The organism is Serratia sp. AKBS12, assembly GCF_024793895.1.
GTDB lineage: Bacteria > Pseudomonadota > Gammaproteobacteria > Enterobacterales > Enterobacteriaceae > Serratia_F.
The window spans coordinates 299,745-325,476 of the sequence record NZ_JANUSB010000016.1 but is presented as its reverse complement, the minus strand read 5'-3'; the positions used below and the strand labels follow the sequence as shown (position 1 = coordinate 325,476).

The following is a 25,732-nucleotide window of genomic DNA, read 5'->3' as shown; positions in this document are numbered from 1 at the left end:
TGCATAGCTGAAAGCCGAGAGGCTGGATCAAAATTGTTGTGTTTAGGGCATTCACTGCGGGGCGTTATTGGTTAGCTTTCTGGATGGGGCAATACCAATAATTGCAATTCGGAGTCTTCCTGCGAGGAGCAAGGAGTCAAGATGTTTGATATTGTCGAACTGTCGCGCTTACAGTTTGCTTTAACGGCGATGTACCACTTCCTATTTGTCCCATTAACGCTTGGCATGGCGTTTTTGCTGGCAATTATGGAAACGGTATATGTGCTGTCCGGCAAACAAATCTATAAAGACATGACCAAATTCTGGGGCAAGTTATTTGCAATTAACTTTGCCCTGGGTGTGGCCACCGGTTTGACCATGGAGTTCCAGTTCGGGACCAACTGGTCATATTTCTCTCACTACGTCGGGGACATCTTCGGGGCACCGTTGGCTATCGAAGGTCTGATGGCGTTCTTCCTTGAGTCAACGCTGGTCGGCCTGTTCTTCTTTGGCTGGGATCGCCTGAGCAAGGTTCAGCACATGGCGGTCACCTGGTTCGTGGCGCTTGGCTCCAACCTGTCCGCGCTGTGGATCCTGGTTGCCAACGGCTGGATGCAGAACCCCATCGCCTCAGACTTCAACTTCGAAACCATGCGCATGGAGATGGTCAGCTTCTCCGAACTGGTGCTTAACCCGGTTGCGCAGGTGAAGTTCGTTCACACCGTGGCGTCCGGCTACACCACCGGCGCAATGTTCGTGCTGGGCATCAGTGCCTATTACCTGCTGAAAGGCCGCGATGTTGCCTTTGCCAAACGCTCCTTCGCCATTGCTGCCAGCTTCGGTATGGCTGCCGTGTTGTCGGTTATCGTTCTGGGTGATGAATCCGGTTACGAAATGGGCGACGTGCAGAAAACCAAATTGGCGGCAATTGAAGCCGAGTGGGATACCCAGCCGGCACCGGCGGCGTTTACCCTGTTCGGCATTCCGAATCAGGACAAACAGGAAAATGCCTACGCCATTCAAATCCCGTATGCGCTCGGTCTGATCGCCACACGTTCTACCGATACCCAGGTGACCGGTCTGAAAGACCTGATGGCGCAGCACGAAGTGCGTATTCGCAACGGCATGAAGGCCTACCAACTGCTTGAAGAGCTGCGCTCCGGCAACACGGACCCGACCGTGCGCGCCGAGTTTAACAAAACCAAGCAGGATCTGGGTTATGGCATGCTGCTCAAACGCTATACGCCGAACGTAGTCGACGCCACCGAAGCGCAGATTGCCCAGGCAACCAAAGACTCCATCCCACGCGTAGCGCCGCTGTACTTCGCCTTCCGCATCATGGTGGCCTGTGGTGTGCTGATGCTGATCATCATCGGTCTGTCGTTCCTGAGCGTGGTGCGTGGCCGCATAGGCCAGAAAAAATGGCTGCTGCGTGCGGCACTGTACGGCTTGCCGCTGCCATGGATTGCGGTAGAAGCTGGCTGGTTCGTTGCCGAGTATGGTCGCCAACCGTGGGCTATCGGTGAGGTGCTGCCAACGGCGGTCGCCAACTCATCCCTGACGGTGGGTGATATCCTGTTCTCCATGGGGCTGATTTGCGGCTTGTACACCTTGTTCCTGGTGGCTGAAATGTACCTGATGTTCAAGTTTGCGCGTTTGGGGCCAAGCAGCCTGAAAACTGGCCGCTATCACTTTGAACAACCGACTGCCGCCGTGCAGGAAGCGCGCTAAACAGGAGTCCATGTATGTTTGATTATGAAGTACTACGCTTTATCTGGTGGGTGCTGGTTGGCGTGCTGCTGATTGGTTTTGCCGTCACCGATGGTTTCGATATGGGCGTTGGCATTCTGGTGCGCATCATCGGGAAAACCGATACCGAACGCCGGGTAATGATCAACGCCATCGCCCCGCACTGGGACGGCAACCAGGTCTGGCTGATCACCGCCGGTGGCGCGCTGTTTGCCGCCTGGCCGATGGTATACGCCGCCGCATTCTCCGGCTTTTATGTGGCGATGATTTTGGTGCTGGCCGCCTTGTTCTTCCGCCCGGTCGGTTTTGACTACCGTTCCAAACTGGAAAACAGCCGTTGGCGCAACATGTGGGACTGGGGCATCTTCGTCGGTTCCTTCGTGCCTGCGCTGGTGTTTGGCGTGGCGTTCGGCAACCTGCTGCAGGGCGTGCCGTTCCATATGGACGAATATCTGCGCCTGTTCTATACCGGCAACTTCTTCCAACTGCTGAACCCGTTCGGTCTGTTGGCGGGTGTGGTCAGCCTCACCATGCTGATTACCCAAGGCGCCACCTACCTGCAAATGCGTACCACCGGCGAAATTCACCTGCGTTCACGCGCTGCGGCGCAGATCGCTACGCTGATCATGGCGGTGTGCTTCCTGTTGGCGGGCATCTGGCTGGTGAAAGGCATCGACGGCTATGTGGTGACGTCGGCGCTGAACACCGCGGCGGAATCCAACCCGCTGCGCAAGGAAGTGGCGCATCAGGCCGGTGCCTGGCTGATCAACTTCAACAACTATCCGGCGCTGTGGGCGTTGCCGGCGCTGGGTGTGGTGTTACCGCTGTTCACGATGCTGTTCTCACGTCTGGAAAGGGGGGCGCTGGCGTTCCTGACATCGTCACTGACCATCGCCTGCGTCATTTTGACCGCCGGCGTGACCATGTTCCCGTTTGTCATGCCGTCCAGTACTAACCCGAACATGAGCCTGACCATGTGGGACGCCACCTCCAGCCTGCTGACGCTGAAAGTGATGACCGTGGTGGCGATCATCTTCGTACCAATCGTGTTGGGCTATACCTGCTGGGCATACTACAAAATGTTTGGTCGGCTGGATAAAAACTACATCGAAAACAACAAACATTCGCTGTACTAAGAATAAGGAGCTAAACCATGTGGTATTTTGCCTGGATCCTCGGAACGCTTCTTGCCTGCGCCTTCGGTATTATCACGGCGCTGGCGCTTGAGCACAGCGAAGATGCTAAAGCGCAGCAAGACGGTAAGTGATGAGCTCGCTGACTGACAGGCTGTATGCCGTTGTCGACAAGGGCCCGATTCGGGCCCTTTCACTGGCATTGGCGCTGTTTATGGCCGGCAGCGTGTTTTGGGATCCGACGCGTTTTGCGGCGCGTACCAGCAGTCTGGAAATCTGGCAGGGCATCTTGCTGGTGTGGGCGGTGTGTGCCGGGATGGTGCATGGCGTCGGTTTCCGGCCTCAGCGCCTGCTGTGGCGCGCTTTTTTTGCGCCATTGCCCGCAATTGTGATCCTTGCCGCGGGATTACTTTACGTTTCTTTATAATATGCGTCATATCCCCATGATATGGGCCCTCGCGGCCCATAATTATTTTCGTTCCCCTCTTGTAACCCATTCCCAACCCGATCGCTCTTGCGTATAGTAGCAGCGTTAAATTGCATTGCTGGGAAGTCTAGTGAGTAATACGTTATTTCGATGGCCGGTCCGGGTTTATTATGAGGATACCGATGCCAGTGGTGTGGTGTATCACGCCCGCTACGTCGCCTTTTTTGAAAGAGCGCGCACCGAAATGCTGCGTCAACGTAACTTTCATCAACAGCAGCTGCTCAGTGAAAATATCGCTTTCGCTGTCCGGCGCATGACGGTGGACTACCTGCTGCCAGCTCGTCTTGACGATCGGCTGGAAGTTCAGAGTGAGATCACCCAGATGCGCGGGGCGTCCCTTACGTTTGCCCAACGCATTGTCAATGCCGACGGGACTCTGTTGAGTCAGGCGGATGTATTGATTGCATGCATTGATCCACACCAAATGAAGCCCAGAGCGCTTCCTAAGTCTATTGTCGCGGAGTTTAAGCAGTGACTGACATGAACATCCTAGATCTATTCTTGAAGGCGAGCCTGCTTGTTAAGCTTATCATGCTGATTCTGATATGCTTTTCAGTGGCTTCATGGGCGATCATCATCCAGCGTACCCGCATCCTCAATGCGGCCACGCGTGACGCCGAAGCCTTTGAAGACAAATTCTGGTCTGGTATCGAGCTTTCCCGTCTGTATCAGGAAAGCCAGGCGCGTCGAGACAGCCTGACCGGCTCAGAGCAGATTTTCCATTCTGGTTTTAAAGAGTTTGCCCGCCTGCACCGCGCCAACAACCATGCGCCGGAGTCGGTGATTGAAGGCGCATCGCGTGCGATGCGCATTTCAATGAACCGCGAGCTGGAAACGCTGGAAAGCCATATTCCGTTCCTGGGTACCGTTGGTTCCATCAGCCCGTATATCGGCCTGTTCGGTACCGTTTGGGGGATCATGCACGCCTTTATCGCGCTGGGCGCGGTGAAGCAGGCCACGTTGCAAATGGTTGCACCGGGCATCGCCGAAGCGTTGATCGCCACCGCGATCGGTCTGTTTGCCGCGATCCCGGCCGTTATGGCCTACAACCGCCTCAACCAGCGCGTCAACAAGCTTGAGCAGAATTACGACAACTTTATGGAAGAGTTTACCGCCATTCTGCATCGTCAGGCCTTCTCCAGCGACAGCAAATAAGTAGGAGGTTGTATGGCGAGAGTACGTGGCCGTAAACGGCGTGAGCTGAAGTCGGAAATCAACATTGTGCCATTGCTGGACGTACTGCTGGTGCTACTGCTGATCTTTATGGCAACCGCACCGATCATTACCCAGAGCGTGGAAGTTGATCTGCCAGACGCCACCGATTCCAAAACGGTAGCCAGTGACGATAATCCGCCGGTGATCCTTGAAGTCTCCGGCGTCGGGCAATACACCATGGTGGTTGATCACAATCGCATGGAACTGTTGCCGCCGGAGCAGGTGGCAGCGGAAGCAAAATCGCGTCTGGAAGCCAATCCGAAGACGGTCTTTTTGATCGGTGGGGCGAAGGAAGTACCGTACGATGAGATTATCAAGGCATTGAATATCTTGCATCAGGCGGGCGTGGCTTCCGTGGGGTTGATGACCCAGCCAATCTGACCGTAAGGTGAATGGCAACCCGGCTCCCGTACTGCGGTTCGGGGGCCCCGTTTAAGCACCAGTTTTTGGGAATCTATTTTGGTAAAGGCAACTGAGCAAAACGATAAGCTGAACCGCGCCGTTATTGTTTCGGTGGTTCTGCACATTGTATTGATTGCCCTGTTGATTTGGGGATCGCTGCACGAAAACGCTGAAATGAGCGCAGGCGGTGGCGGCGACGGCTCGGTGGTCGGCGCGGTGATGGTCGATCCTGGTGCGGTAGTGGAGCAATACAACCGCCAGCAACAGCAGAGCAACGACGCGCAGCGTGCAGAAAAGCAGCGCCAGAAAAAAGCGGAGCAGCAGGCGGAAGAGCTACGACAGCAGCAGGCCGAGGAGCAACAGCGTCTGAAAGCGCTGGAGCAGGAGCGTCTGGCGGCACAAGAGAAAGCCGAAGCCGAGAAAGCGGCGCAGGCTGCGCAGCAAAAACAGGCCGCAGAGCAACAAAAGCAGGCTGTGGAACAGCAGAAGGCGGCAGAAGCCGCTGCGGCGAAAGCCAGAGAACAACAGAAGGCGTCTGAGCAGGCTGCCGCCAAGGCAAAAGCCGAAGCGGACAGGATAGCCAAGGCTCAGGCCGATGCTCAGAAGAAAGCGCAAGCCGAGGCCAAGAAAGAAGCCGCCGCTGCTGCTGCCGCCAAAAAACAGGCAGAAGAAGCGAAGAAAGCGGCAGAAGCCAAAGCGACCGCCGAGGCCGAGAAGAAAGCCGCGGCACAAGCCGAGAAGCAAGCCAAGGCCGAAGCCGCTAAAAAGGCCGCGGCAGAAAAAGCCGCCGCAGCCAAGAAAGCGGCAGCGGAAGCGAAGAAAAAGGCCGCAGCAGAAGCTGCCAAGCAGTCTTCCGAGGTCGAAGATTTGTTCGGTGGTCTGGCCGACGGTAAAAACGCGCCGAAAGGCGGTGGCAAGCAACAGGGCGACGGTAAGCCGGCCGGGCAGGGCAATGCCAAGACCGCCGGTGCCAGCGGTGCTGAAATCAGTGGCTATCTGGGGCAGATTACCGCCGCTATCCAGAGCAAGTTCTACGATGCTGACCTGTACAAAGGTCGCCAGTGCGATTTGCGAATCAAACTGGCACCGGACGGTCTGCTGATTAGCGTGAAGGCTGAAGGGGGCGATCCGGCGCTGTGCCAGGCGGCCATTGCCGCAGCGAAACAGGCGCGTATCCCTAAACCGCCAAGTCAGGCGGTCTATGAGGTATTTAAGAATGCTCCTCTTACCTTCAAGCCGCAATAATGGTTGTTTAGCCGAGTAAAACGGCAGGGATGTACTAAGGTAACCAACAGGGATTATGCCCCTTGGATTTCGAGCCGTCGCGTCGTCGAGCGCGCGTATTCCCGCCGGTGGCTTGTTAGCACCAGCGCCGGGGGACGTGTTTTTGACGTCTCGACTACCGCCTGAAATGCGTTGGGTAAACGTAGTTTTGTTGGCGTTGGTTTGTTAAAATTCTGCTAATTTATCGCAGGCATCCCGCCTGGATAAGGGAGATGAGATGAAGCAGGCATTTCGAGTAGCGCTAGGTTTTTTAATACTGTGGGCCTCCGTGTTGCACGCGGAAGTTCGCATTGAAATCACCCAGGGGGTCGACTCTGCGCGGCCGATTGGTGTGGTGCCGTTCAAATGGGCGGGTCCAGGCACGCCTCCGGAAGACGTGGGCAAGATCGTCGCAGCGGATTTGCGCAACAGCGGCAAGTTCAATCCGATCGATGCTGCACGTATGCCACAGCAACCGACCACCGCGTCTGAAGTGACGCCGGCGGCCTGGACCGCGCTGGGCATTGATGCCGTGGTGGTTGGCCAGGTTCAGCCAGGCGCTGACGGCGGCTATCTGGTTTCCTACCAACTGGTAGACACCTCCGGCTCGCCGGGCACCGTGCTGGCGCAAAACCAGTACAAGGTGACCAAGCAATGGCTGCGTTATTCGGCGCATACCGCCAGTGACGAGGTGTTCGAGAAGCTGACCGGCATCAAGGGCGCGTTCCGCACCCGTATCGCCTACGTGGTGCAGACCAACGGCGGCAAGTTCCCGTATGAACTGCGCGTCGCCGATTACGACGGCTACAACCAGTTTGTGGTGCATCGTTCGCCGCAGCCGCTGATGTCGCCGACCTGGTCGCCGGACGGCAGCAAACTGGCATACGTGACCTTTGAAAGCGGTCGTTCCGCGCTGGTGGTGCAGACGCTGTCTAACGGTGCCATCCGTCAGATCGCGTCGTTCCCACGCCACAACGGTGCGCCAGCGTTCTCGCCGGACGGTAGCCGACTGGCGTTTGCCTTGTCCAAGAGCGGTAGCCTGAACCTGTATGTGATGAACCTGGGCTCTGGCCAGATAACCCAACTGACTGACGGGCGCAGCAACAATACCGAACCGACCTGGTTCCCGGACGGCCAGTCTCTGGCATTTACCTCCGATCAGGGTGGCCGGCCACAGATTTACAAAATTAGTGCAAGCGGCGGTGCCGCACAGCGTCTGACCTGGGAAGGTGGCCAGAATCAGGACTCTGAAGTCAGCGCCGACGGTAAATTCCTGGTGATGGTGACCACCAACAACGGTGTTCAACATATCGCCAAACAAGATCTTGGATCGGGAGCCGTTCAAGTATTAACGGACACGTTCCTCGACGAAACGCCGAGTATCGCGCCAAATGGCACCATGGTGATCTATAGCTCCACGCAAGGTATGGGCTCCGTGCTGCAACTGGTATCGACCGATGGGCGTTTCAAAGCGCGTCTTCCGGCAACTGATGGACAGGTCAAATTCCCTGCCTGGTCGCCGTATCTGTGATGCATGTGTAAATATGTATGGCAAACTATAAAAGGATCAAAGAAATGCAACTGAACAAAGTGCTGAAAGGGCTTCTGCTGGCACTGCCAGTTCTGGCTGTAGCAGCTTGTAGTTCTAACAAAAGCGCGGACAACGACCAATCCGGTGTAGGCGCAGGCGGCACTGGTATGGAAAGTGGCAGCACCAACCTGTCTTCCGAAGAACAAGCTCGTTTGCAGATGCAAGAACTGCAAAAGAACAACATCGTTTACTTCGGCCTGGACAAATATGACATCTCTTCTGAGTTCGCTCAGATGCTGGATGCGCACGCGACTTTCCTGCGTAACAACCCATCTTACAAAGTGACCGTTGAAGGTCACGCGGATGAGCGCGGTACGCCAGAATACAACATCGCCCTGGGCGAACGTCGTGCTAACGCGGTTAAAATGTATCTGCAAGGTAAAGGCGTTTCTGCCGATCAGATCTCTATCGTTTCTTACGGTAAAGAAAAACCTGCAGTACTGGGCCACGACGAAGCGGCTTACTCTAAAAACCGTCGTGCCGTTCTGGTTTACTAAGAGAATCGCATGAACAGTAACTTCAGACGTCACCTGTTGAGTCTGTCGTTACTGGTTGGCGTAGCGGTCCCATGGGCCGCTACTGCCCAAGCGCCAATCAGTAATGTCGGCTCCGGCTCGGTCGAAGACCGTGTCACCTCACTTGAGCGAATCACCAATGCTCAGGGTCAGCTGTTAAACCAACTCCAGCAACAAGCCTCCGATAACCAGCGTGATATCGACTCACTTCGTGGTCAAATCCAGGAAAGCCAATATCAGTTGAACCAGGTTGTTGAACGCCAGAAGCAAATCTATGAACAGATAGACAGCCTCGGGCAGGGCGGCGCTCAGAATTCTGCGGCTACGGCAGGCGCTGCCGCGGCGGCTTCTTCCGCCGGTAGCAGCAGTGCCCCGGCGGCAGCTTCGGCGGCTCCGGCCAGCACGGGCGACGAGAACAGCGACTACAACGCCGCTGTCTCTCTGGCGCTGGAAAAAAAGCAGTACGATCAGGCTATTTCAGCGTTTCAGGGTTTCATAAAACAGTATCCAAAGTCTACTTACCAGCCTAATGCCAATTATTGGCTCGGTCAGCTGTTCTACAACAAAGGTAAGAAAGACGATGCGGCATACTATTTTGCGGTGGTGGTAAAAAATTACCCGAAATCGCCAAAAGCGCCGGACGCGATGTACAAGGTCGGCATCATCATGCAGGAAAAAGGCCAGGCGGATAAAGCCAAAGCCGTGTTCCAGCAGGTGATCAAGCAATACCCAACCAGCGATGCGGCCAAGCAGGCCAACAAGCGTATTGCAGGTTAATAGTAAAAACGAGCCCGGAATTTGGTCGATCTGGCCGAATTCTGGGCTCATTCGTGTGAAGAACAAGCAGTTGAACCAGATGAACCAAAATTTAGGTTGCGCTGCTGAGATAAATTAGTAATATATGCCGCCGTTGCCAAGACATCTTGCAAGGTGTTAAAGCAGCAAGGAAATTGGGTCGTTAGCTCAGTTGGTAGAGCAGTTGACTTTTAATCAATTGGTCGCAGGTTCGAATCCTGCACGACCCACCAAGTCTTAACGGATTGGCAAGCGTTGAGTCGGAAAGGATGAGAACCGTCAGGTTCGAGTCGAGCGCAAGCCGCGTCATCCTCACGGCACGCCCGTTTTGGAATTGCAAGTTCAAAACGGTGAGTTAAATTTCCTGGTAGTTGCAGTAACCACGTCAGTGGGTCGTTAGCTCAGTTGGTAGAGCAGTTGACTTTTAATCAATTGGTCGCAGGTTCGAATCCTGCACGACCCACCAATTCTTAACGGATTGGCAAGCGTTGAGTCGGAAAGGATGAGAGCCGTCAAGGTTCGAGTCGAGCGCAAGCGAGACAACATCACGCAGTGATGGCCCAATGGGCAAGGCGTAAGCCGCGTCATCCTGCACGACCCACCAATTCTTAACGGATTGGCAAGCAAAACCGCTTCAGACGGATAAGCAGTAAACCACGTCAGTGGGTCGTTAGCTCAGTTGGTAGAGCAGTTGACTTTTAATCAATTGGTCGCAGGTTCGAATCCTGCACGACCCACCAATTCTTAGCGAATTGGCAAGCGTTGAGTCGGAAAGGATGAGAACCGTCAAGGTTCGAGTCGAGCGCAAGCGAGACAACATCACGCAGTGATGGCCCAATGGGCAAGGCGTAAGCCGCGTCATCCTGCACGACCCACCAATTGTTAACGAATTGGCAAGCAAAACGGCTTCAGACGGATAAGCAGTAAACCACGTCAGTGGGTGATTAGCTCAGTTGGTAGAGCATCTCCTTTACACGGAGGGGGTCGGCGGTTCGAGCCCGTCATCACCCACCACTGCATGGGTCGTTAGCTCAGTTGGTAGAGCAGTTGACTTTTAATCAATTGGTCGCAGGTTCGAATCCTGCACGACCCACCAATTTAGAAAAAAGCGCCTTTAGGCGCTTTTTTTGCATTTGAGCTCGTTGTAATCTCGAACTCCGGCCTAGCATAAGCAAAGTGCCATGTCTGGCACCTGCGTTCATGTTCGTCAACATCTCCACTACCCACTACCCACTACCCGCGACACAGAACTCTGCAGGCTCGTTGTGCCTACCGCCAGTGTCCTGACGCATTCCTTTTGTCCGCCAGGTGGAACCGGCTCGGCGGTGGCGGCAAAATGGCCCTGCATGTTCTACTAAGTAAACATTTTTTGCTAGAAGACGAAAATTACAGCGACTTTTAGCGATAAGTTAGGTATTTTGTTTAGTATATAAAACGAGGGCGCGAAGAGGATAGCAACACAGATCCGGCAGGCGCCCAGCCTAGCACGAGATGACGGTGATGAGTGAAATGTTTGATGTCAACGCGGCGATTTATCCTTTCCCGCCAAAACCGGCAACGCTGGATCAGGCGGAAAAGGCCTTTTATCGCGAGAAAATAAAAAAGTTGCTTAAACAGCGCGATGCGGTGATGGTTGCGCACTATTATACCGATCCGGAAATCCAGGCACTGGCGGAGGAAACCGGCGGCTGCGTGGCGGACTCGCTGGAAATGGCGCGTTTTGGCAGTCAGCATCCGGCCTCGACGCTGCTGGTGGCCGGTGTAAGGTTTATGGGCGAAACCGCCAAAATCCTTAGCCCGGAAAAAACCGTGCTGATGCCGACGCTGTTTGCCGAATGCTCATTGGATCTCGGCTGCCCGGAAGCGGAATTCAACGCCTTTTGTGACCAGCATCCGGACCGCACCGTTGTGGTCTATGCGAACACCTCAGCGGCGGTAAAAGCGCGTGCCGACTGGGTTGTGACCTCCAGTATTGCCGTCGAACTGATAGAACATCTCGACAGCCTGGGGGAAAAAATCATCTGGGCGCCGGATCGTCACCTCGGTAATTACGTTCAGAAACAAACCGGTGCCGACGTGCTATGCTGGCAGGGTGCCTGCATCGTTCATGACGAGTTTAAAACCCAGGCGCTGCTGCGCATGAAGGGGTTATATCCAAACGCGGCGGTACTGGTGCATCCGGAATCACCGCAGGCGGTGGTGGAACTGGCCGATGCAGTCGGTTCTACCAGCCAGTTGATTCAGGCCGCTCGGCAACTGCCGCATCGGCAACTGATAGTTGCTACCGATCGCGGTATTTTCTACAAAATGCAGCAGGCATGTCCGGACAAAGAGCTGTTTGAAGCGCCGACGGCTGGCGAGGGTGCGACCTGCCGAAGCTGCGCGCACTGCCCGTGGATGGCGATGAACGGTTTGCAGGCGATTGCCGATGGGTTAGAGCAGGGCGGCGTGCAGCATGAGATCCTGGTGGATAACGCATTGCGTACCAAGGCGCTGATTCCGCTCAATCGCATGTTGGATTTTGCCGCACAGCTGAAAATGCAGGTTAAAGGGAACGCATAAACTCACCACGAGATAAGGAAGGCCAGATGAGCTTTTTCAGTACCAGCAATATCATGGTGCACATTCCGCTGGGCGCCGGCGGCTACGATCTGTCGTGGATTGAAGCCATAGGCACCCTGTTCGGTCTGCTATGCATCTGGTATGCCAGCAAAGAAAAAATCATTAACTACCTGTTTGGCTTGATCAACGTTACGCTGTTTGCGGTGATTTTCTTTCAGATCCAGCTGTATGCCAGTCTGCTGCTGCAACTGTTCTTTTTTGGCGCCAATATTTACGGCTGGTATGCCTGGAGCCGCCAGACGGCAGATCACCAGGCCGAGCTGCAAATTCGCTGGCTGTCGCTGCCAAAGGCCCTCGGCTGGGCGCTGGTATGCGTGCTCGGTATCTTGCTGATGACCTTCAACATCGACCGCGTCTTTGCCTGGTTGACGCAGATTTCAGTGGCGGTGATGCAAATGCTCGGTATACAGGTACGGCAACCCGAACTACAGCCGGACGCCTTCCCGTTCTGGGATTCCACCATGATGGTACTATCGATCGTGGCGATGATCCTGATGACGCGTAAATACGTTGAAAACTGGCTGCTGTGGGTGGTGATTGACGTTGTCAGCGTCGCCATATTTGCCTATCAGGGGGTTTACGCCATGGCGCTGGAATACGTGATCCTGACGCTGATTGCGCTCAACGGTTCCTGGCTGTGGGTACGCAGCGCGGCCAGGAACCATTCCCGGCCGCTGTCTTCAGGCGAGTAAACAGATGGGGCGCTGCGATGCGCTCCGTTGGCTCAGTGGTGGTGCCCCAGATGAGAATGTGAGTGTTCACTCGGTTCTGGGGCGCGGTTGATACCGCAATCTGGCGCGTCACAGTGCTGGTACTCCATCTGAATGGTGGCATGGCCAATCTGGTAATGCGTCAGTAAATAGGCTTCGATACGCCGCAGCAGCCCGTCATGGTCGTGCGGTGGAATAACCTGGGCATGTAGCGTCATCAGCCGTTGCTCACCGATTTGCCACACGTGCACGTGGTGAATATTCCGCACTTCCGGCAGATTCAGGCACAGGTCTTTTTGCAGTTTGGCGATATCCACTTCTTGCGGCGTCCCCTCCAGCAGCTCATGGAAACTTTCTTTCAGCAGCTTCCAGGCGCTGCGCAATACCAGACATGACACCAACACCGACAGGATCGGGTCGATCGGCGTCCAGCCGGTAGTGAGAATGACCACCGCAGCGGCAATGGCCCCGACCGAGCCGAGCAAGTCTCCCAACACGTGTAGCGCAGCGGCGCGAACATTGATGTTTTTTTCTTCGCTGCCGCGGTGCAGCAACCAAAAGGCGAACAGATTGGCCAGCAGCCCTGCGATGGCGATAATCAGCATCGGTGTGCCCATTACCGGCTGTGGTTCGAAGAAGCGCCGTATCGCCTCCCACAGAATGAATACCACGATCGCCAGCAGCGCAGCGGCATTGAGGAACGCGGCCAGGGTGGTCAGGCGCAAATAGCCAAAGGTATGGCGTGCGTTGGGTTTGCGTTGCGAAAAGTGCACGGCCATCAGAGCCACCAGCAGGGCTGCGGCGTCGGTGAGCATATGTCCGGCATCCGCCAGCAGCGCCAGCGAACCGGAAAGCAGGCCGCCGATCGCTTCGGCGATCATAAAGACGGCAGTGACCAGAAAAGCAGTCAGTAGGCGTTTACTATTACTGTCTTTCGGCAGGTGAACGTGAGAGGTTTCCGACATCTGTTATCCCTTTGCTTGATAAAAACGAGATTCGCCAGCGCTGAGCAGGTTATCCAGTCCGCTCAGTATCTCTGCCACTGACGCCATCATAGCAGTATAGGCATCTGGCGCTAATCGTTGCACATGTGCGGCGTCGATCACCTGTTGGCAACCTTGGGCCGCCTGCGTTAGTTGCAGCATCAGCAGACTGCCCTTGATGCGATGCGCTGCCTGGCCCAATAGCGCCCATTGTTGTCGCTCGGCCGCCTCGCTTGCGCGCAGGCGATCTTCACGCAGGGTGGCCACTAGCGTGATTGCCAGCTTGTGCTGCATTGCCGGGTGGTGGCCGGCCATGGCGACCAGTGCGTTTTTCAGGTCAGTAAGGGCTGACTGCGAGCTTACCCCTTGTGCAGCTTGAGACAACAGTTGTCCAATGGCGGTCAGCGGGATCGGTTTGGTCAGCAACTGGTCGATCGCCACTGAGCCGGCGGGAATACGGGTGAACTCCTGCACGTCGGCCGAGCACAGCACGATTTGGCTGGCGGCCAGTCCGCGACGTTGCTCGTCGCGGCGTATTAGCCGCGCCAACGTCAGGCCGTCTGGACGTGGCATATTGTAGTCGATAAACAGCATGGCGAACGGGTGCTGTCGGTGGGCTTTCAACAGGTCATAACCGCGTTCAAATAGCGTGGGCGTAACCCCGAAGTGCTGCAATTGGCGTTGCATCAGCAGCAGGTTGGTTGGATGATCGTCAATCAAGGCTACCCGCAGCGACGGGTTGGGTAACGCCGGCGGTGTAGTCTGCGGCAGGCTGTCGGCCTCACTCTCCGTCTGCGTGGCAGGAATGACGACATGCACCTGGGTGCCAACGCCGGCCTGTGATTGCAGACGAATATTTCCCCCCATTTGTTCGACTATCTCTTTACAAATCGACAGTCCCAGCCCGGTTCCCTGTACTGAAATGCGCTGGGCGTTGCGCGCGCGATAAAACGGCTGGAAAAGCTTGTCGATTTCATCAGCGGCGATGCCGCAACCGCTGTCGGACACGCTCAGCCGTAATTCTCCCCGCTGTGCCTCCTGCGGCTGCCAGCTCAGGCTGACGTCAATGCTGCCACGAGGGGTGAATTTGATCGCATTGTTGATCAGATTATTCGCCACCTGGAGTAAACGCTCACCATCAAGCATCAATGCGACAGGCAGCGCCTCGGCAAGGTGCATGTTCAGCGTCACCGGCCGTTCGCCGATCAGCGGGCGATACAGCGCACCAAGGCGCTCCGCCCAGGGGCGCAGCGCCAGCGCCTTGGGTGCCAAGGTTAGCGAGCCGGTTTCCAGCCTGGCATGATCCTGCAGGTCATTTAGCAGGTTCAGCAGTGAGGATGCCGAACTGTAGATCACCGGCAGGCTGCCGGCAACGGATGGCTGCTTCAGCTCCAGTTCCAATAGGCCGAGGATTGCATGCATCGGAGTCCGCAATTCATGGCTGATGGTGGCGAGGAATTTGCTCTTTCTGCGGTTTTCCGCTTCGGCTTGCCGGCGCGCCAACTCCAGCCTGGCCCGTTCACGCCGTTCGCGGCGTTGCTGAATATAGCGGCGTAGCAGCAATAGCAACAGCAATGCAATGCTGGCGCCGAGCAGCGCCAACAGCCAGGTGGTTTGCGGTTGCATGCGGTTATCATTCACTGCGTCAATCAAACTGCTGCGATCGACGATCCATTCGTCGCGTAGCGATTGCAGCGTTTCGGCCGGGATCTGCATCAGGTTTTTATCGATGATTGCCAACAGCAACGGTTGGCTCGGCTGAACGCCGAAGGCGATGGGATAGGCAACGTTATTGGCGGCAAACGCCAGCTTGATGGCACCAGCGTAACGCGAAAGGGCAAAGAAATTGGCTGAAATGATATTGTCGACCAGGGCATCCAGTTGTCCATTGGCCAGCGCGTCGTACATTGCCTTGCCGTCATCGAAGGCAATGGCGTCACCGTCGGCCTGGATCAGGTTTTGCCCAAGGTCACCGCGCACATAGCCGATGCGCTTGCCGTGCAGGGCGTTCCAGCCTGAGACGCCGTTGGCATATTGGCCGATGTACACTCCCCATAACGCACGGTGGAGTGGCATGCTGGTACCGTAGCGTGCCTTCACTCCGCGCGCCAAAGGCAGGGCGACGCGCAAACTGGCTTGGCCGTCGCTCACCAGTCGGTCGGCCTGCTCGGCATTGCGCGCCCAGCGAGGAACAAACTGCATGCCGGTGTTTTGCGCAATGATATTGAGGATGTCGATAGCATAACCGTGCGGTTGGCCATCTGAGCCTCGATAGGCAAACGGGAAATCGTTCTCGATGGCGGCAAAGGTCACGCTGCGGTGCTGATCGACCCACTGCTGTTCCATCTGGGTCAGATCGGCATTGCCGGTGTCCAGGTAACTGGGGATTTTCTTGCTCCAGCGGCGTTGGAGGATATTCATCAACTCCATTGGGGTGTTGGCGATGGCGGTATTCAGCGTGGTTATTAATGAGCGGTTGGCCGCGGCAAATACAAACGACAAATTGCCAAGATCGATGGCGCTTTCGATTTGGTAGAGTTGCCCCAATTGCAGCTGATCGATGATAAAACTGGCGCTGGCTTCGTCTGCAATAAAATAGTCGCTGCTACCGTTGAGCAAGGCGTACACCGCCTGCAGATTATTATCGTAACGTTGCAGATGCGACGTTAGCGCCTGGAGCGCCGAACCGGCCTGCATATCGGTAAACGCGCCGATGGCGACGCGCGCATCGGCGGAATTGAGCATCACCTGACGCTTATTGGCACGATCGCGCAGCACGCGCAGATTACTGATGTAATACGGCTGAGAAAGGCTCAAACCGTGCAGCGCCGCGTGTTGCGGTATGCCGTACAGCAGGTCGATCTCGCCACGCTGTAGCGCCTGCTTCAGCTGCGGCAGGTCGGCAAAGCCATAAATGGTGAAGCGAATGCCCGTCACCTGTTGAATATAGTCGAGGTAATCGGCGTTCAAGCCGTATAAATCCTCATCCACCAGAATGTTATAAGGGCTGGTATTTTCACTGATAATACCTACCCGCACGGTACGCTCGCGCCAAGGCGTTTTCTCGCCAGCGATCAGCATATTGGTGGGCAGGGTCAGATTGCCGATCGGCTGGTAGCGCAGCGGCGGTTCGGCTCGCGCGCTGCCGTACAGGCATAACATCAGCACCAGCAGCAGCCAGCGGCGCATTATGGCGTCAGCTCTTTGAACACCGCGACCAGCTCAAGCAAGTTACTGGCACCGGTCTTGCGCAGGATGTTCTTTTTATGGGTACTGACGGTTTTATTGCTGATGTTCAACATCTCGGCGATTTGCAGGTTCGACAGCCCCTTGCTGAGTAGTCCGAGCACCTGCAGCTCTTTTGGCGTCAGTTGGCTGCCGTCGGCCGTCGCTGTCTCGTCAGCCGGCATGTCGGCGGGAAAGCAGGTTGCGCCGCTTAGCACCGCGTCGATCGCCAGCACCAGCTGTTCCAGGGGCTTGCCCTTATGCACGAAACCATTGGCGCCGGCGCTGTAGGCCATGCGTGCATACACTTCTTCTTCCTGCGCGGTATAAATCAGGATCGCTTGTTGCGGATAATGACGGCGAATTTTTTTCAGCAGTTGCAGACCGTCTACCTGCGGCAGACCAATATCCAGAATCACCAGATCAAAACGGTTGGTCGCCAGCTCGGTCAGCGCCAGCGTATCGTTGTGCACGGCGTGCAACGCATAGGCGTGGGGGGAAGTCATCAGCGCCGCTTCCAGTGCGACATGAACCACCGGGTGGTCATCTACCAATAATAGAGAGTGCATTATGGTGCTCAAGTCAGAGAGTCCTGAGCGTTAGCATAACTAAAAAGGGGAGCGGATGCTCCCCTGGATCGCCGCCGATCATTGCTGGGCTGGTTGATCCATTCCTTCTTTTTCAGCCTGATCCTTTTTTTGCGGATCCGGGCAGCGGCCGTCTTTGCACATTGCGCGTTTGTGCATTTCATCCTTGCTCATGTTCTGGCTGTTATTCTGCCCATTGCTCTGGGTGTCGCCGTTGGTGTTGATTTGGCTGTTATCAACGTTATTGGGCGGCATGGCGTCTTTGGCCCCTTCGCTTTTGGTCATGTTGGCATGCCCGTTATTGCTATTGGAGCCGCTGTCTTCTGCCAGCGCCGTACCGCTGGCCAAGGCCATACACAGTGTCAGGAGCAGGGTCGCAAGTTTATTCATAATGTTTCTCCATCATTGTTACAGATTCGTGACTGATGGTGAGCGGCTATATGCCATGGCCACTCGTTGAGCTGCCGTCAATTGGTAAGTTTAGTTTATATGTCATGACGATCAACCGGACTGCTCTCATTCAGCAGGCCAAAGGTGATTTACAGCGCCAGTCGCACAGGCTAGATTGGTTGGATCTACGCATTGCGAATTACCCTTATTGATACCGAATGGAAATGTTATGACTTACCAAAACGACGACTTGCGCATTACAGAAATCAAGGAACTGTTGCCACCGGTGGCGCTGTTGGAGAAATATCCGGCCAGCGAACGGGCAGCGGAAACGGTGTCATTGGCGCGTAGTGCAATTCATAAGATTCTCCGTGGCAGCGACGATCGCCTGCTGGTGGTGATCGGCCCGTGTTCGATCCATGACACCAAAGCGGCCAAGGAATACGCCGCTCGCCTGCTGAAGCTGCGTCAGGAACTGCAAGGCGAGCTGGAAGTGGTAATGCGCGTTTATTTTGAAAAGCCGCGTACCACCGTGGGCTGGAAAGGGTTGATCAACGATCCGCTGATGGACAACAGCTTCCAGATCAACGAAGGCCTGCGTCTGGCGCGTAAGCTGTTACTGGACATCAACGACAGCGGACTGCCGGCGGCGGGTGAGTTCCTTGACATGATCACCCCACAATACCTGGCGGATCTGATGAGCTGGGGGGCAATCGGCGCACGTACCACCGAGTCTCAGGTGCATCGTGAGCTGGCGTCCGGCCTATCTTGCCCGGTGGGCTTCAAGAATGGTACCGATGGCACCATTAAAGTGGCAATCGACGCCATCAATGCTGCCAGCGCACCACATTGCTTCCTGTCGGTGACCAAGTGGGGGCATTCCGCCATCGTCAACACCAGCGGCAATGGGGACTGCCATATCATTCTGCGCGGCGGCAAAGAGCCAAACTACAGTGCAGCCCACGTCAAGGCGGTAAAAGAGGGGCTGGACAAGGCGGGTCTGCCGGCCAACGTGATGATCGATTTCAGCCACGCCAACAGCAGCAAGCAGTTCAAAAAGCAAATGGACGTCAGCGCTGACGTTTGCCAGCAGATTAGCGGCGGCGAGAAGGCGGTTATCGGCGTGATGATCGAAAGCCATCTGGTGGAAGGCAATCAGAATCTGGAAAGCGGCGAACCGCTGGTTTACGGTAAGAGCGTTACCGACGCCTGCATCGGCTGGGACGACACCGAAACCGTGCTGCGCAATCTGGCCGCGGCGGTGAAAGCACGTCGTAGCCTGTAAATTGACGGCATAAAAAAGCCCCCGGCGCAAACCGGGGGCTTTTTACATTGGGGGAAAATTACTTCGCTTTACCCTGGTTGGCGACGGCAGCGGCTTTCGCAGCGATTTCGTCGGCATTGCCCAGGTAGTAGCGTTTAAGTGGTTTGAAGTTTTCATCGAACTCATACACCAACGGCACGCCGGTCGGGATGTTCAGCTCGAGAATTTCATCTTCGCTCAGGTTGTCCAGATATTTCACCAGCGCACGCAGGGAGTTACCGTGGGCGGCGATGATCACGCGCTCACCGCTTTTGATGCGTGGCAGGATTTCTGCGTCCCAGTAAGGGATAACGCGATCGATGGTCAGCGCCAGGCTTTCGGTCAGTGGCAGTTCGCTTTCGGTCAGCGCCGCGTAACGTGGGTCATGGCCTGGGTAGCGCTCGTCGTCTTTGGTCAGTTCTGGTGGCGTTACCGCGAAGCCGCGACGCCATTGCTTAACCTGCTCGTCACCGTATTTTTCTGCGGTTTCTGCTTTGTTCAGACCCTGCAATGCACCATAGTGGCGCTCGTTCAGCTTCCAGGATTTTTCAGTCGGCAGCCAGGCCTGATCCAGTTCGTCCAGTACGCTCCACAGGGTGTGGATCGCGCGCTTCAGTACGGAGGTATAAGCGAAGTCAAAAGCGAAACCTTCATCTTTCAACAGCTTGCCAGCTGCTTTCGCTTCGGTGCGACCTTTATCGGACAGATCAACATCATACCAACCGGTAAAGCGGTTTTCGTTGTTCCACTGGCTTTCGCCGTGACGCACCAGAACCAGCTTAGTTACAGCCATAGCTTAACTCCTTAATAATCGGACAGTTCAATGATAACTAATATCATTATATTGCCGCCATGGTCGGCGCGGCAATCGATAGTATTAAACCATAGCGAATTTATTGCCGTTTAGTAAGGGCTGGCGCGCGGAAAAGCTGAATCGTTCAGGCGGCAATGCAGGGACGTCGGCGCGCATCAGCACGCCGAGGGGCAAGGCGGTCAGGCGGTTTTTTTCAGGCAACTGCTCATAAAGGATTTGCGTTCTTCGCCTTTCAGGCTCTTTTTGGCGGCATCGGCGTTGCAGCTCTTCATTTTCTGCTGCTGTGGCGTCAGCGCCTTATCGGTGGTCTTGTGGCCTTCCGACTTCAGGCAGGTGCTCATGAAGGTGGAGCGATCGGCGCCTTTCAGTGATTGAGTGGTGGCTTGCTGATTGCAATCGGTCATGCGTTTTTGCTGGGCTGCCTGCGCCGGGGACGGCGTTTTAGCCGGCGTTTCGGCTGCTATCAGGTTAGTGCTCAACAGTAAACCGGCCAGTAATGGGAGTGCAGTAATCAGTCGCATAAGTGTTCCTTCAGCTATTAACCGGGCCATACAGCCGCTGTTGCCGCTGCCTCGTTGCTGGCGCTACCTGACTGCTTCGACACCGATCTGGGCAGGCGTACCGTCGCGATGCATCATCAATGACAGGCTGTATAAAGACCGAAAATTGTGACGTCGCACAAGACGCTGTGCCTATCACCGTAGCCTGATTCTAGTGTGCGTCTGACGATAAGGAAAGGCGGCAGAGGAGGGAGCGGGCGGGGAAAACGGTAAGGATTTATAACAGTACGCCCCGCACCGCATGGCGCGGGGACGCCGGTCATAATGCAAAGAATTGATAATGGGTGGCGCTGCGGTAGGTTTGCCCTGGCTGTAGCCAACAGCTTGGCTGCGGCCACTCCGGGTGATGCGGGCTGTCGGGCAGGAACTCGCTTTCCAGCGCCACGCCGGCGTAATGGGCGTAGCTGCCGCCGTCACGTGCCGGCACGCCGTCAAGGTAGTTGCCGCTGTACAATTGCAGCGCCGGCGCGTCGGTGAACACGCTCATTTTTACCTTGCCGTCCGCGGACCACAGGTGTGCCGCCGGACTTGCCAACCTGCTGCAGGCAGAGTGCAACAGATAGGCGTGATCGTAGCCCTTCACCCGTTGCTGGTCGAGGTCCCGCAGCAGGTCCTGCATGATGGTTTTTGGCTGGCGGAAGTCCATACCGCTGCCGTTGACCTCGCTGAGCGGCGCGCAGGGAATGCCTTCACTGTCGACCGGCAAATAACGATCGGCAAATAGTTGCAGCGTCTGCAAACGCGCGTCCTGACCGGCACCGTCAAGGTTAAAATAGGCGTGATTGGTGAGATTGACCGGACAGGCCCGATCGGTCTGCGCCTGATAGCTGATTTCCAACCGGCGATCGTCGGTGAGGCGGTAGCTGACGCTGACCTGAAGATTGCCGGGGAAGCCCTGATCGCCATCGGCTGAATGCAATTGATAGACCACCTGCTGCGCATCCTGGCTGGCAATCTGCCAGCGGCGGGCATGAAACCCCTGTGGTCCGCCATGCAGCTGGTGTTCGCCCTGATTGGCGACCAGTGGGCAAGGCGCGCCGTCGATGGTCAGGCTGGCGTGGGCGATGCGGTTGGCGTAACGGCCAACGGTCGCGCCCAGGTAGGCGGCTTGCCGTGGATAGTCCGCCGGTGACGCGCATCCCAGCAGCAACTCGCGCTGCGAGCCATCATGCAACGGCAGCAGCGCAGACAGCCAGGTCGCGCCCCAGTCCATCAGCGTGACGCTCATACCGCCGGCGTTTTGCAGCGTCGTCAGGGTAAACGGCTGGCCGTCGGGGGCCAGTTGGTCGTCGTGGTTCAGCATTGGCCGGCTCCTTGTGAAGCGGTACAGATATAGAAGGTTTCCTGCAGTCCGTTGGTCAGTTTAGGGTATTCGCGCTGTACCGTGCTCCGTACCGCTTCCACCAGATCCAGCGGCATCAGCGCGACGATACAGCCGCCAAAGCCTCCACCGGTCATGCGAACGCCACCGCGATCGCCAATCACCCCTTTCACAATCTCGACCAGCGTGTCGATCGGCGGTACGGTAATTTCAAAGTCGTCGCGCATCGACGCGTGCGATTCCGCCATCAGAGCACCGATACGCTTCAGATCGCCAGCCGCCAGTGCCTCTGCCGCTGCCAGCGTGCGTTGGTTTTCGCTGATTACATGGCGCGCGCGCTTGGCCACCAGCGGATCCATTTCATGCTGGATCGGGAAAAACAGCTCCGGACTGACGTCGCGTAGCGCCTTGACGCCAAAGAAGCGCGCTGCTGCTTCGCACTGCTTGCGGCGGGTGTTGTATTCGCTGTCGACCAGTCCACGTTTGACGTTGGAATTGATGATCACTACCGCAACATTTGGCGGCATTGGCACCGCGCGCGTTTCCAGCGAGCGGCAGTCAATCAACAGGGCGTGATCCTTTTGGCCGAGGGCGGAAATCAACTGATCCATAATGCCGCAGTTACAGCCGACGAACTGGTTTTCCGCTTCCTGACCGTTCAGCGCCAGTGCCACACCGTCGAGCGGCAATTGGTATAGCGCCTGCAACGCCTGGCCGAGCGCTACTTCCAGCGAGGCTGACGAACTGAGGCCGGCGCCCTGGGGAACATTGCCGCCGATCACCAGATCGGCACCGCCAAAGTCGGCGTTACGGCTTTGCAGATGCTTCACTACGCCGCGCACATAATTGGCCCATTGCAGTTGCGGATGCGCTTCGATCGCGGCATCGAGCGAAAATTGATCCTGCTGATTATCGTAGTCGGCGGCCAGCACGCGGATCTGGCGATCGTCGCGTTTGGCAATGCTGATTACCGTTTGGTAGTCAATGGCGCAGGGCAGTACGAAGCCATCGTTGTAATCGGTATGTTCACCGATCAGGTTCACGCGGCCGGGAGCCTGAATGGTCATGGTCGGCGCGTAACCAAAGCGTTCGCTGAAAACGGTTTGTGTCAGGGTTTTCAAACTCATTATGCGGTTCCTTACTTCACTTGGGCTTCACGGTAATGAATATCGCTAACGGCGCGCAGGCGTTCGGCGGCCTGTTCGGCGGTCAGGTCACGTTGGGTCTCCGCCAGCATCTCGTAGCCCACCATAAATTTGCGCACCGTTGCGGAGCGCAGCAATGGTGGATAGAAATGGGCATGCAATTGCCAGTGGCGGTTATCCGCCTGGTTGAACGGCGCACCGTGCCAGCCCATGGAATAGGGGAAAGAGCACTGGAACAGATTGTCATAGCGGCTGGTCAGTTTCTTTAGCGCCAGTGCCAGATCGGCGCTTTGCTGCGGGCTGAGCTCGGTAATGCGCTGCACTGCGCCCTTTGGCATCAGCAGCGTTTCAAACGGCCAGGCGGCCCAATAGGGCACCACCGCCAGCCAATGCTCGGTTTCTACCACCGTACGGCTGCCGTCGGCCAGCTCACGTTGCGCATAATCCACCAGCATCGCCGAGTGATGCCGATCGTAATATTCACGCTGTAGTCGGTCTTCGCGTTCGGCCTCGTTAGGCAGGAAACTGTTGGCCCAGATCTGGCCGTGCGGATGCGGATTGGAGCAACCCATGGCCGCGCCTTTGTTCTCGAACACCTGTACCCACGGGTAAACGCGCCCCAGTTCGGCGGTCTGGGTTTGCCAGGCTGCCACCACTTGTCCCAGCGCCGTCAGCGTCAATTCAGGCAGCGTTTTGCTGTGATCCGGCGAAAAACAGATCACCCGGCTGGTGCCACGGGCACTTTGGCAACGCATCAGCGGATCGTCGCTTTCTGGCGCCTGCGGGGTATCGCTCATCAGCGCGGCAAAATCGTTGGTGAACACATAGGTGCTGTGATAGTCGGGATTCTGATCGCCGGTCACGCGGGTATTGCCGGGGCATAGGAAGCAGTCCGCATCATGCTGCGGCAGCGTTTCCTGGACCAAGGCTTCTTGCTGTCCTTGCCACGGTCGTTTGGCGCGGTGCGGCGAAACCAGTACCCACTGCGCGGTTAACGGGTTATAGCGGCGGTGTGGGTGATCGATGGGATTAAAATCCGTCATAGCATTTCCTTCAGCATGCCTGCATAACGGTGTGTAATCGCTTCCAATTCACCGTTGCCCGGTATTGACCGGATGGCGTTGTCAATTTAATGGCTAAAAAGATAACATGCTTGGGGTAATAAAAAGGTGATCTAGCGCGAAAAATGGAATCGTTTACACTAGGTGACGTCAAGGGTTGGACAGGGGTAAACAGACGCTTTAATCGGCGTGCGATGTCACAGTGGCTAATGGTGAATAAATTGGTGGTAGCGTTTTCATCCATACTGTCGACAGGAATATCCCTGTCGACGTGTACGGTTTATGGATGTTGATAGAGCGGATAGGTGAAAAACAGCAGATGGATCAGATTGAAGCCAAAATGCAACGCGATAGGCAACCATAAACGACCGCTCCACATCCAGGCCAGGCCGTAGATCACCCCGGTCAGCGTGGCGAAGGCCACCATCAGCATGCCGGCAGGGAAGTGTGCCGCGCCGAACAGCAGCGATGCCACGATCAGCGCCGGATAGGCTCCCAGCCACGCACCCAACCGCTGTTGCAGATAGCCGCGGAATAACGCTTCTTCTGCCATCGCCACAAAGAACAGATTGGCCATGCTAAAGGTCAGGATCCAGTCCGGGAAATGGGGTTCTATCTTGAGCCCACCGATTGCCACAGCCAGCAGCAGCAGCAGCGGAACGCTGGCGAACAGCCACAGCCAGGCGCCAACACCGACGTTTTTCTCGGCCTTGCCGGCGTTAAACAGGGTGGGCAGACAGGCAAACAGCAGGAACGGTATCAGCGCCTTGTCAAAGTTGTAGTGCATATTGAACGGCGCGCTGAGCGGGCCGGCTTTCACGTTCTCTATCGCCAGCGGATTATTGAATCCCGGCAGCAAATGAAAGAACAGCGCGACGCAGCCGGCCACCAGCAACGCTTCCAGCACGCTAGCCAATCCGCGCTGTGTGCGGTAATAGTGACGCAGCGCGGCCAGCCCGGCGAGCACGGCCATGCAGGCCAGGCTGAACGGCGTGAGTATATGATGATAGATGCCCATGCCCGTCGAGGCAGCCAGAATGCACCAGGCAATCAGGCGATTAAATGGCAAAAAAAACAACGAAGCCGATAGTACGCCCCACATAATCGTATCCCTTTAAAATTAATACACGGCGCTCGTTACCGAAGGCAGTCATTGCGATCTCGGCATGTAACGAGCCAATGAAGTGAGAGTAAACCGGATAGTAACATAAGCAAATGCCGGACAAGGTCGGTGCAGTGAGCAATTAGGATAAAACGCCGGCCAATGCGGCTGGCGTTATGTTGAAATCAGCCCTTCATCCAGTGTTGCGAGCGGGTAATTTCCGCCAGATTCTGCAACGTTTCCAGGCTTTGTTGGTGAAGCTCTTCGCTTGGCGCAGCACATAGGTCCTGCAGTATCGTCACCTGAAAGCCGTTGTCGTGCGCCTGCCGCGCGGTGCTTTCAATCGCCAGCGGGGTACTGACGCCGCCCAGCAACAGATGATGGTAGCGATTCTGCTGCAGCCACACTAACAAATTGTTACCGGCAAATGCCGAGACGGCGGTTTTTTCAAAGCAGACATCTTGCTGATACACCTCTAACCCCGTCGCCCATTGGCAACCGGGGCCGTTGCGGCGCAGGGCGCCTACCTGTTTCAAGCGCGCGAACAGCGGCGAATGGGGCGGAATGTCGTGATAGTCGTCGGCAAAACCAACTCGTACCCAGACCACCGGGATTTTACGCACCCGGGCGTAGGCCGCAGCAGCATTGACGTGTGCGATAACCGCATGCTGCTCGACCTGTTGGCGGCATTGGTTGGCGCGCCCCTTGGCGCCGATCAGATCCTCGATCAGATCGATAATAATCAGTGCGGTAGACATGCGTTCTCCAGCAACGGCTCTT

25 protein-coding genes, 5 tRNA genes and 2 other RNA genes are annotated in these 25,732 nt (G+C 56.2%); 21 read left to right on the top strand and 11 right to left on the bottom strand.

Annotated elements, in window-relative coordinates; all coding sequences use genetic code 11:
* The first annotated feature begins 141 nt into the window (after positions 1-141).
* The 20 genes from cydA (at position 142) to pnuC (ending at position 12,443) form a co-directional block, all read left to right on the top strand.
* A complete protein-coding gene (gene cydA, locus NYE85_RS20940; RefSeq protein WP_259006654.1) occupies positions 142-1,710 on the top strand; it encodes a cytochrome ubiquinol oxidase subunit I in 1,569 nt (522 codons plus the stop codon).
* A 14-nt stretch (positions 1,711-1,724) separates the two neighbouring features.
* Positions 1,725-2,864, top strand: a complete 1,140-nt coding sequence (gene cydB, locus NYE85_RS20935; RefSeq protein ID WP_259006653.1) for a cytochrome d ubiquinol oxidase subunit II — start codon at positions 1,725-1,727, stop codon at positions 2,862-2,864.
* Positions 2,865-2,881: 17 nt separating this feature from the next.
* Positions 2,882-2,995, top strand: a complete 114-nt coding sequence (gene cydX / locus NYE85_RS20930; RefSeq protein ID WP_004965790.1) for a cytochrome bd-I oxidase subunit CydX — start codon at positions 2,882-2,884, stop codon at positions 2,993-2,995.
* Positions 2,995-3,288: a cyd operon protein YbgE gene (ybgE, locus tag NYE85_RS20925; RefSeq protein ID WP_004965788.1), complete on the top strand. Its 294-nt coding sequence runs from the start codon at positions 2,995-2,997 to the stop codon at positions 3,286-3,288. The genes cydX and ybgE overlap by 1 nt, the downstream gene beginning before the upstream one ends.
* A 130-nt stretch (positions 3,289-3,418) precedes the next feature.
* Positions 3,419-3,823, top strand: a complete 405-nt coding sequence (gene ybgC / locus NYE85_RS20920) for a tol-pal system-associated acyl-CoA thioesterase (protein ID WP_259006652.1) — start codon at positions 3,419-3,421, stop codon at positions 3,821-3,823.
* Positions 3,820-4,503 (top strand): Tol-Pal system protein TolQ, encoded by a 684-nt coding sequence (gene tolQ, locus NYE85_RS20915; protein WP_259006651.1) that lies wholly within the window; start codon positions 3,820-3,822, stop codon positions 4,501-4,503. Before ybgC ends, tolQ begins: the two co-directional genes overlap by 4 nt.
* A gap of 12 nt (positions 4,504-4,515) precedes the next feature.
* Positions 4,516-4,944 carry a colicin uptake protein TolR gene (gene tolR, locus NYE85_RS20910; RefSeq protein WP_259006650.1) on the top strand — a complete coding sequence of 143 codons (429 nt, stop codon included), beginning with the start codon at positions 4,516-4,518 and terminating at the stop codon, positions 4,942-4,944.
* Positions 4,945-5,022: 78 nt separating this feature from the next.
* On the top strand, positions 5,023-6,210 hold the full coding sequence (gene tolA, locus NYE85_RS20905) for a cell envelope integrity protein TolA (protein ID WP_259006649.1): 1,188 nt from the start codon (positions 5,023-5,025) through the stop codon (positions 6,208-6,210).
* Positions 6,211-6,466: 256 nt separating this feature from the next.
* A complete protein-coding gene (gene tolB, locus NYE85_RS20900) occupies positions 6,467-7,759 on the top strand; it encodes a Tol-Pal system beta propeller repeat protein TolB (protein ID WP_004965777.1) in 1,293 nt (430 codons plus the stop codon).
* Between the two features lie 44 nt (positions 7,760-7,803).
* Positions 7,804-8,316 carry a peptidoglycan-associated lipoprotein Pal gene (gene pal / locus NYE85_RS20895; RefSeq protein ID WP_259006648.1) on the top strand — a complete coding sequence of 171 codons (513 nt, stop codon included), beginning with the start codon at positions 7,804-7,806 and terminating at the stop codon, positions 8,314-8,316.
* 9 nt (positions 8,317-8,325) lie between these two features.
* Entirely contained in the window at positions 8,326-9,111 is a 786-nt protein-coding gene (cpoB, locus tag NYE85_RS20890; protein ID WP_259006647.1) for a cell division protein CpoB, read from the top strand.
* Positions 9,112-9,286: 175 nt separating this feature from the next.
* Positions 9,287-9,362 (top strand) — tRNA-Lys (locus NYE85_RS20885).
* 157 nt (positions 9,363-9,519) lie between these two features.
* A tRNA-Lys gene (locus NYE85_RS20880) sits at positions 9,520-9,595 on the top strand.
* Between the two features lie 16 nt (positions 9,596-9,611).
* A non-coding RNA gene (locus NYE85_RS20875) (RtT sRNA) lies at positions 9,612-9,733 on the top strand.
* Between the two features lie 60 nt (positions 9,734-9,793).
* Positions 9,794-9,869: transfer RNA gene (locus NYE85_RS20870), tRNA-Lys, on the top strand.
* A 16-nt stretch (positions 9,870-9,885) separates the two neighbouring features.
* A non-coding RNA gene (locus tag NYE85_RS20865) (RtT sRNA) lies at positions 9,886-10,007 on the top strand.
* Positions 10,008-10,067: 60 nt separating this feature from the next.
* Positions 10,068-10,143 (top strand) — tRNA-Val (locus NYE85_RS20860).
* Between the two features lie 6 nt (positions 10,144-10,149).
* A tRNA-Lys gene (locus NYE85_RS20855) sits at positions 10,150-10,225 on the top strand.
* Between the two features lie 404 nt (positions 10,226-10,629).
* Positions 10,630-11,691 (top strand): quinolinate synthase NadA, encoded by a 1,062-nt coding sequence (gene nadA, locus NYE85_RS20850; RefSeq protein WP_259006646.1) that lies wholly within the window; start codon positions 10,630-10,632, stop codon positions 11,689-11,691.
* 26 nt (positions 11,692-11,717) lie between these two features.
* Positions 11,718-12,443 carry a nicotinamide riboside transporter PnuC gene (gene pnuC / locus NYE85_RS20845; RefSeq protein ID WP_259006645.1) on the top strand — a complete coding sequence of 242 codons (726 nt, stop codon included), beginning with the start codon at positions 11,718-11,720 and terminating at the stop codon, positions 12,441-12,443.
* Positions 12,444-12,475: 32 nt separating this feature from the next.
* Here the strand turns inward: pnuC and zitB are convergent, their stop codons facing one another.
* From zitB to NYE85_RS20825, 4 genes are all read right to left on the bottom strand, one after another.
* The gene (gene zitB / locus NYE85_RS20840) at positions 12,476-13,426 is read right to left on the bottom strand and encodes a CDF family zinc transporter ZitB (RefSeq protein ID WP_259006644.1); all 951 of its coding nucleotides are present in this window, start codon (positions 13,424-13,426) and stop codon (positions 12,476-12,478) included.
* Positions 13,427-13,429: 3 nt separating this feature from the next.
* Positions 13,430-16,636 carry an ATP-binding protein gene (locus NYE85_RS20835; RefSeq protein WP_309600885.1) on the bottom strand — a complete coding sequence of 1,069 codons (3,207 nt, stop codon included), beginning with the start codon at positions 16,634-16,636 and terminating at the stop codon, positions 13,430-13,432.
* Complete coding sequence (locus tag NYE85_RS20830) at positions 16,633-17,238, bottom strand: response regulator transcription factor (RefSeq protein WP_259006642.1); 606 nt, start codon at positions 17,236-17,238, stop codon at positions 16,633-16,635. Before NYE85_RS20830 ends, NYE85_RS20835 begins: the two co-directional genes overlap by 4 nt.
* A gap of 78 nt (positions 17,239-17,316) precedes the next feature.
* Positions 17,317-17,646 carry a YbgS-like family protein gene (locus tag NYE85_RS20825; protein WP_259006641.1) on the bottom strand — a complete coding sequence of 110 codons (330 nt, stop codon included), beginning with the start codon at positions 17,644-17,646 and terminating at the stop codon, positions 17,317-17,319.
* 229 nt (positions 17,647-17,875) lie between these two features.
* On the opposite strand from NYE85_RS20825, the gene aroG reads away from it, so the two are divergent.
* Positions 17,876-18,931, top strand: coding sequence for a 3-deoxy-7-phosphoheptulonate synthase AroG (aroG, locus tag NYE85_RS20820; protein ID WP_259006640.1), 1,056 nt, complete (start codon positions 17,876-17,878; stop codon positions 18,929-18,931).
* A 58-nt stretch (positions 18,932-18,989) separates the two neighbouring features.
* Here aroG and gpmA read toward each other — a convergent pair whose 3' ends face one another.
* The 7 genes from gpmA to NYE85_RS20785 form a co-directional block, all read right to left on the bottom strand.
* Positions 18,990-19,742, bottom strand: coding sequence for a 2,3-diphosphoglycerate-dependent phosphoglycerate mutase (gene gpmA, locus NYE85_RS20815; protein WP_004965750.1), 753 nt, complete (start codon positions 19,740-19,742; stop codon positions 18,990-18,992).
* Between the two features lie 200 nt (positions 19,743-19,942).
* Positions 19,943-20,284 carry a PsiF family protein gene (locus NYE85_RS20810; protein WP_259006639.1) on the bottom strand — a complete coding sequence of 114 codons (342 nt, stop codon included), beginning with the start codon at positions 20,282-20,284 and terminating at the stop codon, positions 19,943-19,945.
* Positions 20,285-20,582: 298 nt separating this feature from the next.
* Positions 20,583-21,626: a galactose-1-epimerase gene (gene galM, locus NYE85_RS20805; protein ID WP_259006638.1), complete on the bottom strand. Its 1,044-nt coding sequence runs from the start codon at positions 21,624-21,626 to the stop codon at positions 20,583-20,585.
* Positions 21,620-22,771 carry a galactokinase gene (galK, locus tag NYE85_RS20800; protein WP_259006637.1) on the bottom strand — a complete coding sequence of 384 codons (1,152 nt, stop codon included), beginning with the start codon at positions 22,769-22,771 and terminating at the stop codon, positions 21,620-21,622. The genes galM and galK overlap by 7 nt, the downstream gene beginning before the upstream one ends.
* Before the next feature lie 11 nt (positions 22,772-22,782).
* Positions 22,783-23,832: a galactose-1-phosphate uridylyltransferase gene (gene galT, locus NYE85_RS20795; protein ID WP_259006636.1), complete on the bottom strand. Its 1,050-nt coding sequence runs from the start codon at positions 23,830-23,832 to the stop codon at positions 22,783-22,785.
* A gap of 298 nt (positions 23,833-24,130) precedes the next feature.
* Positions 24,131-24,952, bottom strand: a complete 822-nt coding sequence (locus NYE85_RS20790) for a CPBP family intramembrane glutamic endopeptidase (RefSeq protein WP_259006635.1) — start codon at positions 24,950-24,952, stop codon at positions 24,131-24,133.
* A gap of 185 nt (positions 24,953-25,137) precedes the next feature.
* Positions 25,138-25,710, bottom strand: coding sequence for a cysteine hydrolase family protein (locus NYE85_RS20785; RefSeq protein WP_259006634.1), 573 nt, complete (start codon positions 25,708-25,710; stop codon positions 25,138-25,140).
* Positions 25,711-25,732: the final 22 nt, after the last annotated feature.